Source organism: Massilia sp. S19_KUP03_FR1 (genome assembly GCF_036688685.1).
Taxonomy (GTDB): Bacteria; Pseudomonadota; Gammaproteobacteria; order Burkholderiales; family Burkholderiaceae_D; genus JALYUM01.
Window position 1 is genome coordinate 52,325 of record NZ_JAQQPS010000008.1, and the last position, 12,871, is coordinate 65,195.

Annotated in this window: 10 protein-coding genes; 5 read left to right on the forward strand and 5 right to left on the reverse strand. The window is 62.6% G+C overall.

Going from position 1 to position 12,871, the window contains the following annotated elements; translation table 11 throughout:
- Position 1: 1 nt before the first annotated feature.
- The 4 genes from V6M87_RS10505 to V6M87_RS10520 all read left to right on the forward strand — a co-directional run bounded on the left by V6M87_RS10505 (position 2) and on the right by V6M87_RS10520 (position 3,782).
- The gene (locus V6M87_RS10505) at positions 2-640 is read left to right on the forward strand and encodes a DUF5671 domain-containing protein (protein WP_332876567.1); all 639 of its coding nucleotides are present in this window, start codon (positions 2-4) and stop codon (positions 638-640) included.
- The gene (locus V6M87_RS10510; protein ID WP_332876568.1) at positions 637-1,032 is read left to right on the forward strand and encodes a hypothetical protein; all 396 of its coding nucleotides are present in this window, start codon (positions 637-639) and stop codon (positions 1,030-1,032) included. Before V6M87_RS10505 ends, V6M87_RS10510 begins: the two co-directional genes overlap by 4 nt.
- A gap of 44 nt (positions 1,033-1,076) precedes the next feature.
- Positions 1,077-2,180 carry an NADH:flavin oxidoreductase/NADH oxidase gene (locus V6M87_RS10515; RefSeq protein WP_332876569.1) on the forward strand — a complete coding sequence of 368 codons (1,104 nt, stop codon included), beginning with the start codon at positions 1,077-1,079 and terminating at the stop codon, positions 2,178-2,180.
- Between the two features lie 123 nt (positions 2,181-2,303).
- Positions 2,304-3,782 (forward strand): APC family permease, encoded by a 1,479-nt coding sequence (locus V6M87_RS10520; RefSeq protein ID WP_332876570.1) that lies wholly within the window; start codon positions 2,304-2,306, stop codon positions 3,780-3,782.
- On the opposite strand, the gene V6M87_RS10525 is transcribed toward V6M87_RS10520, so the two are convergent.
- The 4 genes from V6M87_RS10525 to V6M87_RS10540 all read right to left on the reverse strand — a co-directional run bounded on the left by V6M87_RS10525 (position 3,779) and on the right by V6M87_RS10540 (position 10,632).
- Positions 3,779-6,514, reverse strand: coding sequence for a PAS domain S-box protein (locus V6M87_RS10525; RefSeq protein WP_332876571.1), 2,736 nt, complete (start codon positions 6,512-6,514; stop codon positions 3,779-3,781). The two genes, V6M87_RS10520 and V6M87_RS10525, sit on opposite strands and share 4 nt — an antisense overlap.
- Positions 6,515-6,739: 225 nt before the next feature.
- Positions 6,740-8,896, reverse strand: a complete 2,157-nt coding sequence (locus tag V6M87_RS10530) for a S46 family peptidase (protein WP_332876572.1) — start codon at positions 8,894-8,896, stop codon at positions 6,740-6,742.
- Between the two features lie 112 nt (positions 8,897-9,008).
- Positions 9,009-10,289: a phospholipase D-like domain-containing protein gene (locus tag V6M87_RS10535; protein ID WP_332876573.1), complete on the reverse strand. Its 1,281-nt coding sequence runs from the start codon at positions 10,287-10,289 to the stop codon at positions 9,009-9,011.
- A 73-nt stretch (positions 10,290-10,362) separates the two neighbouring features.
- Complete coding sequence (locus V6M87_RS10540; protein WP_332876724.1) at positions 10,363-10,632, reverse strand: GlsB/YeaQ/YmgE family stress response membrane protein; 270 nt, start codon at positions 10,630-10,632, stop codon at positions 10,363-10,365.
- Between the two features lie 302 nt (positions 10,633-10,934).
- On the opposite strand from V6M87_RS10540, the gene V6M87_RS10545 reads away from it, so the two are divergent.
- Complete coding sequence (locus V6M87_RS10545; protein ID WP_332876574.1) at positions 10,935-12,224, forward strand: hypothetical protein; 1,290 nt, start codon at positions 10,935-10,937, stop codon at positions 12,222-12,224.
- Between the two features lie 68 nt (positions 12,225-12,292).
- Here the strand turns inward: V6M87_RS10545 and V6M87_RS10550 are convergent, their stop codons facing one another.
- A complete protein-coding gene (locus V6M87_RS10550; RefSeq protein WP_332876575.1) occupies positions 12,293-12,871 on the reverse strand; it encodes a YceI family protein in 579 nt (192 codons plus the stop codon).

Genomic DNA, 12,871 nt, shown 5'->3' on the forward strand with positions numbered 1-12,871 from the left:
TATGGCTGCTGGACCGAAAGAACTCGACGACTTCGTCCGCCAGGCCCTGCTGCACGCCAAACGGCCAGAGGTCGAAGCCATTCTGCTCGATGCGGGCTGGCCCGCGCGCCAGGTCTCGTCGGCCCTGGCCGCGTATGCCGATCGCGATTTTCCCGTGCCGATTCCACGCCCCCGCGTGTCGTTGTCGTCGCGCGAAGCGTTTTTCTACCTGGTGCTGTTCTCTTCGCTGTACTTCGCCACTTTCCATCTGTGCAGCGCCCTGTTCGACTTCATCAACCTGGCCTGGCCTGACAATGGGCTCGGCGATCATGGCGAGCGTATCCGGCAGAGTTTGCGCTGGTCAGTGGCGGCCATGATCATCTCCTTTCCGCTGTTTATCTTCATGTCCTGGCGGGTCGGACGCGACCTGGACAGCAATCCCGTCAAGCGCCTCTCTCCGGTGCGGCGCTGGCTGACCTACCTGACGCTGTTCCTCGCCGCGCTTACCCTGGTGGGCGACCTGACCACGCTCGTCTACAACATGCTTGGTGGCGAATTGAGTACCCGGTTCCTGCTGAAGGTCCTCAGCCTGGCGGTGGTCGGCTTGTCGGTCTTCGGCTATTACCTGTGGGATTTGCGCCGCGAGGAGCAACAGCCATGAGTGGCGTCGTCCCGAAAGTGATGCTCGGTGTGGCGACCGTGCTGGTCGTCGCCGTGGTGGTCGGTGCGCTGGCCGTGCTCGATTCGCCGGCGGTGGCGCGCGAAAAACGGCGTGACACGGTGCTGTCCGGAGACCTTGGATGCATGCGGCGGCAGATCGGCACACTGTACCGGAAAAACAAGGTCCTGCCGTCCAATGCCGAGGTGGCCAGGCTGTCCTGCCTGGACCAGCCCATGTCCGTCTCCGGCGTCAGTTACGTGCCGACCGGAGACGCCACGTATCGCCTGTGCGCGACCTTCCGCTACCCGGCGCGGGAGCAGACCTACCCCGTCGCCAGGGCGCACCCGGCCGGCTACCACTGTTTCAACGAGAACGCCGCCGAGCGCGAATAACGTGCCTTTGCTAGACTGGTTTTTTGAATCGATCGAAAGCCGTCATGAGCAAGCTGTTCTCTCCCATCTCCCTCGGCCCGATGGCGCTGTCGAACCGCATCGACATCGCGCCGATGTGCCAGTACTCCGCCGACGAAGGCCTGGCCACCGACTGGCACATGATCCACCTGGGCCACCTGGCCCTGTCCGGCGCCGGCCTGCTCACCATCGAAGCGACGGCGGTCAATCCGGAAGGCCGCATTTCTCCCGGCGACCTGGGCCTGTGGTCCGACGACCACGCCAAGGCACTGGCCCCGGTCATCAAGGCGATCCGCAAATACGCCCCGATCAAGGTTGCGGTGCAGCTGGCGCATGCGGGCCGCAAGGCGTCCTGCGCGGTGCCGTGGGAAGGCGGCGCGAATATCGCCATCGGCGACGGTGGCTGGCAAACCGTGGCGCCGTCGCCCGTTCCCTACGCCGATGGCGACACGGTGCCGCTGGCACTCGATGACGCAGCGCTGAAACAGATCACTGACGATTTCGTGGCCGCCGCAATGCGTTCCCACAACTTGGGCCTGGACGGCATCGAGCTGCACGGCGCGCACGGCTACCTGCTGCACCAGTTCCTGTCGCCCTTGTCCAACCAGCGTACCGATGGCTATGGCGGGTCGCTGGAAAACCGCATCCGGTATCCGCTCGAAATCTTCAAGGCCGTGCGTGCCGCTGTTCCGGCCACGATGGCGGTGGGCATGCGCATCTCGGCCAGCGACTGGGTCGAGGGCGGCTGGGACATCGAGCAAAGCGTGGTGTTCGCGCAGGCGCTCGAAAAACTCGGCTGCGATTTCATCCACGTTTCCAGCGGCGGCCTGTCGCCGGCGCAGAAGATCGTGCTCGGCCCGAATTACCAGATCGAATTCGCCGCGCGCATCAAGCGCGACACGTCGATGCCGACCATCGGCGTGGGCCTGATCACCGAAGCCGGGCAGGCCGAACGCATCCTGGAAACCGGCCAGGCCGACATGGTGGCGCTGGCGCGCGCGATGCTGTTCGATCCGCGCTGGCCCTGGCACGCGGCGGCGCAGCTGGGCGACCAGGTCAGCGCACCGCCGCAATACCTGCGCTCGCAGCCGCGCGAGTTCAAGGACCTGTTCAGCGACACGCCCAGTTAAGGTGTTGTTTTGCTAATGATGCTGTAACTAACACGTCACATTCGCGGGTACCTCCCCTATAATCGCAATCTTTGGCGGCGCCCGCGTGCTGCCGCCTTTCGACGTGCGAACCAAGGACATGCCGTGAATTTGACTCTGGGCCAAAAGCTGATCCGTACCAAAGCCGTGGTGCCGCACAAGGACCCCGCCGCGCCACCGGCCGACATCAGCAGCTCCGGCCTGGCGCGTACGCTCGGGCTGTTCCCGCTGACCATGATCGGCGTCGGCGCCACCATCGGCACCGGCATTTTCCTCACCATGGCCGAAGCGGTGCCGAAAGCCGGTCCCGCCGTCATCCTGTCGTTCCTGATCGCCGCGCTCACCGCGGGCCTCACTGCCTTGTGCTACGCCGAACTGGCCGGGCGCATTCCCGCTTCCGGTTCCTCGTATTCGTTTGCGTATGCCACCGTCGGCGAGTTCGCCGCCTTCATCATGGCGGCCTGCCTGCTGCTCGAATATGGTCTGGCGGCCAGCGCCACGGCGATCGGCTGGTCCGATTACCTGAACAATTTTCTGGTGAATGCCTTCGGCTTTCATATCCCCGAGGCGCTGCGCTCGTCGATGTTCATCTCGGGGAAAAACGGCCTTGAAGTCCATGGCGGCCACTTCAACTTGCCGCCGGTGCTGCTGGTGATCCTGTGCGGGATCCTGCTGATACGGGGCACGCGCGAGTCGGCCACCACCAATGCCATCATGGTGCTGATCAAGCTGGCCATCCTGATTTTCTTTGTCGCCGTGGCGCTCACCGGCTTCAATATGGACAACTTCCATCCCTTCTTCCTGGCCGACGTGGTGAACAAGCCGGGCGGCATGGCCGGTGTGGCCGCCGCTGCCGGCACCGTGTTCTTCTCCTTCATTGGCCTCGACACCATCGCCACCGCCGGCGAGGAAGTCAAAAACCCCACCCGCAATGTGCCGATCGCGATCATTTCGGCGCTGTTGATCGTCACGCTGTTCTACATGCTGGTGGCGGTGTCGGCGCTGGGCGCGCAGCCGGCGCACATGTTCGAAGGGCAGAGCGCCGGTCTGGCGGTGATCCTGCAGAACGTCACCGGCGCGGCGTGGCCGGCGCTGGTGCTGTCGGCCGGCGCCATCATCTCGGTGTTCAGCGTGACGCTGGTGACGATCTACGGCCAGACCCGCATCCTGTACGCGATCAGCCGCGATGGCCTGATTCCGAAGACCTTCCAGAAGGTCAACGCGAAGACGCATGCGCCGGTGCAGAACACGCTGATCGTGTGCGTGGTCGTGGGCTGCGTGGCGGGCCTGGTCGACTCGACGTTTTTGTGGGACATGGTCAGCATGGGCACGCTGACCGCGTTCATGGTGGTGTCGGTGGCGGTGCCCGTGATCCGGCACAAGCAAGGTTCACACATGCCGAACAAGGGTTTCAAGGTGCCGTTCGGGCCTTACCTGATCCCGGCCCTGTCGATCTGCGCCTGCCTGTACATCATGAAGGATTTGTCGCTGACGACCTTCCGCGTGTTTGCGGTGTGGATGACGGTGGCGGTGATTACCTACTTCACCTACGGCATCCGCAACAGCCGCCTGAACAAGAACTAAACTTCGCGGCGCCGCGCCGTGTCCAGCACCTTGACGATGTCGGTGGCGCTGGTCGGCTTGGTGAGATGGTGATCGAACCCTGCCGAACTGGCGCGGCTGCGGTCATCATCGGTACCCCAACCCGTGAGCGCCACCAACACCGTCTCCTGCATCCCCGGCGTCGCACGCAGTGCGCGTGCCACTTCATACCCGTTCAAACCGGGCATGCCGATGTCGAGCAGGATCGCATCCGGGCGCAATGCCACGGCAGTGCGCAGCGCGTCGTGGCCGTTGTTGACCGTGGTGACATGGTGCCCGGCGATGCGCAAGAACTCGGACAGTGCTTCAGCCGCATCTTCATTGTCATCCGCAATGAGCACCGTCAGTCCGGCATGCGCCTTCGGGTCCGGCAGGGTCAAAGGGCGCACGAATTTACGCCGCTCGCCCGTATCGGCCAGCGGCAGGCGCACTTCGAACGTGCTGCCCAAACCTTCACCTTCGCTGTGCACGGCCACGCTGCCGCCGTGCAGTTCGACCAGGTGGCGCACCAGCGACAAGCCAATGCCAAGGCCACCCTGGGCTTGCGGCGCGTGGGTGCTGACCTGGGTGAACATGTCGAACACGGTCGGCAGTTCGGCGCGCGGGATGCCCATGCCGGAGTCGGTCACGGCGATGAGCACGTAACGCTCGTCGCGCGAGACGCGCAGGCGGATCTGGCCGCCCGGCAGCGTGTACTTGGCGGCGTTGGTGAGCAAGTTGCCCACCACCTGCGCCAGGCGCGTCAGGTCCGCGTCCAGCCACAGCGGCACATCGGACAATTCGACCGACAACTGGTGGCGCGCCGCGTCGATCAGCGGCTGGCTGGTTTCCACCGCACTGGCCACCACGGCCTTGACGTCGACCCTGGCAATTTTGAGATCGACCTTGCCGCTGCTGATACGCGCCACGTCGAGTAAATCGTCGACCAGGTGAACCATGTGGCTGACCTGGCGCTCCATCATGGCGCGGATGCGCGCCACGGCTTCCGGCTTGTCGCCGCCCAGGCCCAGCACCGCGAGGCCGGTGCGAATTGGCGCGAGCGGATTGCGCAACTCGTGCGCCAGCGTGGCGAGAAATTCGCCCTTCCTGCGGTTCGATTCGGACAGTTCAGCCGCCAGCGCGCGCAGGTCCTCCTCGGTTTTCTTGCGCGCCGTGATGTCGTTGGCGGTGCCGATCATCTGCGGCGGCGTGCCGTCGACCATCGGCTGCAGCAGGCCGGTAAATTCGATCCAGCGATAGGGCCCGCCATCGCCGGGCAGGAAGCGGCCTTCGAAGTAGAAGCGCGCGCCGGTGGACAAGGTGCGCGCCACCGCTTCGTTGAAATCGGCGCCGTCGGCCGGGTGCACATAGTCCGCGACAAAGCGCGCGGCCGTGATCGGGGCGGCGTCGTGCGGCATGCGGAAGATGTCGGACATGCGCGGGTTTTCCCAGACCATGTGATCGTCTTCGGGCTGCCAGCGCCACATGCCCAGTTCCGCCGCATCGGTGGCCAGGCGCACGCGCTGTTCGCTGGCCCTCAGTTGCGCATCGGCGGCGCGGCGCGCGGTGCTGTCGGTGAATGTGACCACCGCGCCGTTGGGGACGCCATCGACCAGGATCGGGGCGACCGAGTACGCAACCGGCACCGGATGGCCGTCCTTGTGCCAGAACACTTCGTCGTCGACGCGGATCGATGCGCCCTCGCGCGCGGCGCGGTTCAGCTGGCACGCTTCGAGCGGGTAGGGTGAGCCATCGGCATATTTCTGGTGGATGACGTCGTGCAGCCTGAGACCTTGCAGTTCGTCCGGCTGGTAACCCAGCATGGCCGCACCGGCCGGGTTGATAAAGCTGCAGCTGTTATCGCCAGCCATGCCGTAAATGCCTTCGCCGGACGAAGCGAGCAACTGCGAGAAACGGTCGCGCGAGAGATTGAGCTGCTCGTCGGCCAGCTTGCGCTCGGTGACGTCGCGGAAGATCTTGGCGAAGCCGCGCAGCGTGCCGCTGGCATCGACCAGCGACACCATCACGCCATCGGCATAGAACTGGGTGCCGTCGCGGCGCAGGTGCCAGCGCTTGTCGTCGGCGCGGCCGTGTGCGCGCGCCAGGCCCAGTTCCATTTCGGGGCGGCCGGCCGCCTTGTCTTCGGGATGGAAGATCAGGGCGATCGATTTGCCCAGCACGTGCGCTTCGGTCCAGCCGACGATTTGCTCGGCCACGCCTTCCCATTGGGTGATGATGCCGTCGGCGTCGGTGATGATCAGGGCGTAGTCGGTGGTGTTGTCGAACACCAGGTTCAGCCAGTCGATCCGTTCGCGCGCGCTGGCGACCGGTCCGGTGCGCACGCGGTCGGCGATTTGCACCGTTTGCCAGTGCAGCGCCGCCATTTGCAGGCGCGCGCGTACCAGGCCGCCATTGAAGGGCAGCGAAAGAAAGTCGGCCAGGCCGAGGCCATAGGCCGCATCGATGCGCGCACGCGCCGTGTCGAAATCGACCAGAAACACCAGGGGCGTCGGCGCCGTGTTCATGGCCCGCAGGCGCGCGCCAAACACGGCCGGATCGAGTTGGCAATGCACCAGGTCGATGACGGCCAGGCCCACCGCTTGTATGTCGGCGTGGGCCAAAGCCTGTTCGTCGGTGTCGACACCCACGATGCGGATGGACAGTTCCGCCGCCGCTTGGGACAGCATGGTGAGCGAAGCGGGATCGGCGCCAATGACCAGCACGGAAAACGGCACGGTGTCGGACAGGTCAGCGGGGCGGCGTTGAACGTGGACGGTTTCTGAATTGATAAGCGCTCCATGTAAAGACAGGCTAAGAGTAATTAAGGATAACGTATAGCTTGTCGGCGAGGTAGCACATTACAATTGTTTCAATTAGGGAAACTTTTTCTATGATCAGACTCGACGGACGAAAAAAAGCCGCGTGGCGCACCACGCGGCTGTTGTCTTGCTAAGCTCAGCTTACTTGACGTTCATCTCGCGCAGCAGGTTGTCCGCGTGGTCCACATGCTGCATGTTCCACAGGATGTAGCGCACATCGACCTGGATGTCGCGCGTGTTCGCCTTGTTGAAATCCCAGTCCGAAATGATCGAATCGAGCGTGCCGTCGAAGGCCAGGCCGATCAGTTCACCCTTGCTGTTCAAGGCTGCCGAACCGGAATTGCCGCCGGTGATATCGAGCGTGGCCAGGTAGTTGACTGGCACCGTTTTCAACTTCGGATCGACATAGTTGCCGAAGTCCTTGGCCTTGATGGCGGCCAGTTGCTTCTCCGGCGCGTTGAATTCGCCTTCGCCGGTGGCTTTTGCCACGACGCCCTTGACGGTGGTGAACGCGGTCCAGGAACCGGTGCCGTCTGAACCATGGTCGCGGCCGGCGATCTTGCCGAACGTGACGCGCAGGGTACCGTTGGCGTCCGGATAGACGGCTTGACCGCGGCTTTCCATGTAGGCAATTTTCGCTTTCATGTAGTTCGCGTAGGCTTGCTGGACTTTGCCGGCCAGCTCTTCCTCGGCGCTTTCACGCGCAATGTCGGAGGCGGACAGGGCCACTGCCAGCTTGATGAAGCTGTCGTTGCTGGCTTTGAAGTCGGCTGGCGACTTTTTCAGCCAGGCGCTGCGCTCGTCCTTGTTGGCCAGTGTCGAGCCGGCATAGATCCGGTCGAGCTGGGCCATGAGCTCGGCGTCGCTCATGCCTGCGCGCACGCCCAGGGCCTGGATGAAGGCGGCATCCTGCTCGCCGGCTTGCTGGGCCAGGTATTTCTTCAGACTGTTCATGACCAGGGCTTTGTCGACGCGGTCGACGTAGGTGCGGTCCTGGCCGTTGATGACGGCCGTCAGGCGCGGCATGTCGCGGTCCTGGTAGCCGAGCTTGCGGTCGGCGTCCGGTTTGGCGCGCTCGAGCGACAGGCGGTACAGGGTACGGGCCGAATTGAGGAACTTCGGCGCGGCGCTGGCGTAGTAAAAGTCGCGCTTGGTTTCGGCATCGCGCTGGGCCAGCAACTGCTCGACGGCGTCGATGTCGGCGCCAAATGCGGCCTTGCGGGCTGGGGTGGCGTTGACCCAGGCTTTCAGGGCGGCGTGTTCGGCCGTCTTGCGCGCCAGGAAATCGCTGTCGCCATAGCTGGTGAGCATGCCGCGGCGGTTTTTATAGTAATTGTTCACGTTTGCTACCTGGCCGGCGTACTTCAGCGTGGCAGCCGGGTCGCCCTTGGTTTCGCGCGCGATGATGTCCAGCGTTTCGCCCGAGTTTTTCACGAAGGCAGGGTAGTTCCAGTCGAACGTGAACGCCACTTCCGATGGCAGGCGGTGGCGGTTGGTGCGGCCGGGATAGCCCAGCGCCATGATGAAGTCGCCTTCCTTGACGCCTTCGCTGGCCACCTTGATGAAGTGTTTTGGTACGTAAGGAACGTTGTCCTTCGAGTAGTCGGCGGCCTTGCCATCTTTGCTGACGTAGGCACGGTAGAAACCATAGTCGCCGGTGTGGCGCGGCCACATCCAGTTGTCGGTGTCGCCACCGAATTTGCCGACGCCGGCGGCCGGCGCATGCACCAGGCGCACGTCGCGAATTTCGAGTTGCTTGATCAGGTAAAACTCCAGGCCACCATAGTAGCTGGCCACCGTGCAGCGGTAGCCGGCTTCTTTTTCACAGGCGGCGAGCAGGCGCTTTTGCGCTGCTTCGATGCCTTCGATGCGCGCTTTGCCCACCAGTTTCGCCACGTCAGGGGAGATGACCTGGTCCGACACATTTTTTACGTCGACCGTGACGAACACGCGGCTGCCTGGCGAGGCCGGCAATTCATCGGCCAGGGTTTTGGCCAGAAAACCGTTGGCCAGCAGGTCGCGCTCGGGCGTCGAGTTGACGGCCACGCTGTTGTAGACGCAGTGGTGGTTGGTAATGACCAGGCCTTGCGGCGAGACGAACGAGGCCGAGCAGCCGCCCAGGCTGACAATCGCGCCCATCGGGAAATCGGTCAATTTGGTGAGCGCTGCCGGGTCGAGCTTGAGTCCGGCGGCTTTGAGTTGCTTGGCTACTTGTGGCAGCTGCTGCGGCATCCACATGCCTTCGTCCGCGTGGGCGAAGCCTGAAAGGATGGCAAGCGAAAGGAGAGTCTTTTTCATGCGCATGGCCTGGTCTGGAGTGATCGAATTGTTTTAAGGGCGGCCCGAAAACCGCCCCCGAAAGTATCGTCACCACAACGCCGATAGTCAATTGTAATTTATGCGATTGATATCAAAGTTGGGTTCCGAACAGTGCGGCAGCTTCGCCCGCCAGTTTCTCCGTCCACGACCGTTTTTCCCACTGTGCCAGCGACATCGGCTTGGCTTTCGCCCAGTCGCTTTCGAACACGGCTTTCTGGGCGCGGGCAAAGTCCGGGTCCATCACGTTCAAATTCGCTTCATCGTTCAGGCTGAACGAGCGGTTGTCGAAATTGGTCGAGCCGACCGATACCAGCAGCGAATCGACCACCATGGCCTTGACGTGAAACATGGTTGGCTGGTATTCGGCAATGGCAATTCCGGCCTTCAATAAATCGCCCCAGCCTTCGCGCGACGCGATGCGCACGACGTCGGAATCGATGAATTTGCCGGGCGTGATGATGCGGATGTTGACACCGCGTCCTGCGGCGTCGACCAGCGCCTTGATGGTCAGGGCATCCGGCACGAAATACGCACTCGACAGGTCGATCGATCTGGTCGCGGCGGTGATCGCCATCAGGTACATCAGGTGCATGCTTTCGCTGCCGCCGGTGGGCGAGCTGCTGAACATTTGTGCGGGCATGCCATCGGTCACGGGCGCCAGGTGCGGAAAGTAGAGGGGCCCGTCGAGCACGGTGCCGGTCGACTTGGTCCAGTTGTCGGTGAACACCGCCTGGATCTGGCCAACTGCCGGACCTTCAACGCGGAAATGGCTGTCGCGCCAGTGGTGTTCATCTTCGCCGTTGCCGCGCCATTTGTCGGCGATGCCGACGCCGCCGGTGAAGCCGACCTTGCCGTCGACCACCAGCAGCTTGCGGTGGGTGCGGTTATTCAGGCGCGTCAATTTCCACCAGACTGGCTTGTGGTAACGCTGCACCTGCACGCCGGCCGCGCGCAACTCGTCCAGCGATTTGTTGTCCATTTTTAGGCTGCCGATGAAGTCCAGCATCAGGTGAACCTTGACGCCGGCGCGTGCGCGTTCCATCAGTGCGTCGGTGAATTCGCGGCCGATGGTTTCGGACCAGTAAATATAGGTTTCGAATGTGATGCTTTGCTTCGCAGCGCGGATCGCGCCCAGCATGGCCGGGAAAATCTGGTCGCCATTGACCAGCAGTTCGACCTTGTTGCCTTCGAGCATAGGCGGCCCCAGCAGCACACTGAGGGAACGGCGAAATTGTGGATCGCTGGCGCTGTACTGGTGCACCATCTGCGAATCGATTTTCTTTTCTTTGGGGGCGAAATTGAGTGCAACCAGCCCCACGACGAGCGTGACGATGGCGGTGTTAAATATATAGAACAGGGGCGAGCGGCGCATAGGCGAACATTCCAGGCAAAAAAAAGCCAACGCAGTGAAGGGCGTTGGCTTTTTGGGGTACGGCGAAAATAAATTAACGAGCGCGGCCGCGGCGCAGCAAGTTGACGATAGCTAACAAGATGACAGCGCCCAGGAACGACACCAGCAAAGACGACACGCTGAAGTCATCCGAGTTAATGGTGCCGCTACCGAACAGCGGCGAGAGCAACCAGCCACCCAGGAACGCACCGATGATGCCGACCACGACGTTCAAAATCATGCCCTGCTCGGCATCCGTTTTCATGACCATGCTTGCCAGCCAACCCAGGATGCCGCCTACAACGATCCAGATAATAAATAACATGGTAAATCCTCCGTAAGTGAAATGTACCCCAATAAACTCTGACGAATTTCTGTGGCCTTGTTGATAACTGTAGTGATGAGGGACGCCCGGGTCGGTGCGGCAACGAACCTTGGACGAGCAAATCCATTTCTGGTTCATTTGCGTGACGTTCGCACGAGAAGTGTTCTACTTGGAAACATTCGATGACGGTGCGTCAACGTACAGAAGAGTCGACAGCCAGCGCCTACTGTGGATACCTGATGACGGCATACAGCCGTCGTAACGCATGTCAAAACATCGAGACTTCACAAAGGATTAACGCTATGAGCAACTACGACACCAATCACCAGAATTCCCGCATGGTCACCGGCTTGTTCAACGATCGCGACAGCGCAGAGCGCGCCTATAACGCCATTTCTACGCGCGGCTACAGCCGTGACGATGTCACCCTGATGATGTCGGACGACACCCGCAAGACCCATTTTTCCGATACCGATTCCGAGCTGGGCTCGAAAGCGGCTGAAGGCGCCGGTGTCGGCGCTGGTATCGGCGGCACCATTGGCGCCGTGCTGGCGGGCATTGCTGCCGTCGGCACCACGCTGGTCCTGCCCGGCGTCGGCCTGGTCATCGCCGGTCCGATCGCCGCGGCGCTGGCTGGCGCTGGCGCCGGTGGCCTCACGGGCGGTCTGATCGGTGCACTGATTGGCGCCGGTATCCCGGAAGAGCGCGCAGCACACTATGAAGAGTCGCTCAAGAACGGCGGCATCCTGATGGGCGTGACGCCACGTTCGGAAGAAGATGCGACCCACATCGAGCGCTCGCTCACTGAAAACAATGGCCAGCACGTGATCGGTACGGGCCTGGGCGCCACTGCCGGCGCTTTGACCGGCGCGTCGATTGGTGCCGTGGCCGGCCCGGTGGGTATGGCGGCCGGTGCTGCCATCGGCGGCATCGCCGGTGGCCTGGCCGGCAAGGGCGCAGCCGAAGTCGTGAACCCGAAATCGGGTGACGATCTGGGCGAACATTACCTGGCCAAAGGCGTGGGCGCCGGCGGCGGCGCAGCAGCAGGCGCGGCGATTGGCGCGGTGGGCGGCCCGATCGGCATGGCTGCCGGCGCGGCTATTGGCGGCATCGCGGGCGGCATTGCCGGCCGGGGCGCAGGTGAAGTAGCGAACCCGCATGGTGCAGACCGGCTGGGCGAACACAACCTGGCTGAAGGCGTGGGCGCCAGCGGCGGCGCGGTTGCCGGTGCGGCAGTTGGCGCAGTCGGTGGCCCGATCGGCATGGCAGCTGGTGCGGCAATTGGCGCACTGGCCGGCGGCGCAGCCGGGCACGGCATTGCACGCGTGGTCAATCCACAAGCGGAGGATGCTTACTGGCGCGATGCGTACACCACGTCGTCGTACTACACCCCAGGTTACACCTACGACGATTACGCACCAGCCTACATGCTGGGTTACACCGGCGCCAGCAAATATCCAGGCAGCTACGATACGTCTGAGTCGTACCTGGCCAACGAGTGGGATACCGTCAAGGGCGAGTCGCGCCTGACGTGGCAGCAAGCCAGATCGGCTTCGCGCGCGGCCTGGGACAAGGTCGACCGCAAGATGTAATCCGCTTGCGCAATCGAAAAAGCCCCACGACCTCGCGGTCGTGGGGCTTTTTTAATGTAGGCTACTAATTAGTTTGCTTTGATCGCTTCGACTTCGATCAGCAACTTCACTTCCGGCAAGAACTTCGGCAAGCCGTAGCTGATGCCGAAATCGCCGCGGTTGAACATGCCGGTCACGTCCGCGCCGCAGGCTTCCTTCTTGAACATCGGGTGCTCGATGCACTTGAAGCGGTTGATCGTCAGGGTCAGTGGCTTGGTCACGCCGTGCAGCGTGAAGTCGCCTTCGGCCGTGGCTGGCACGTCGCCGTTGAACGTGATTTTTTTCGATTTGAAGGTCGCGGTTGGGAATTTGGCGACGTCGAACATGTCAGCGCCCTTGGCGTGATCGTTCAGCTTGGCATTGCCGAAATCGAGGGTCGACGTATCGACGGTGATGTCCACTTCGCCGGTTTTGGCGGCGCGGTCGAGCGTGATGGTGCCGCTGGTTTTGAGGAATTTACCGCGCAGGATCGACAGGCCGCCCATGTGGTCGGCCTCGAAGCTTGGATAGGTGTGGTTCGGCTCGATGTTGTAGGTCACTGGCGCAGCAGAAGCAAACGATGCGCTGGCTGCGGCGATCAGGGCCAGGCTCAATTTTTTCAATGTCAT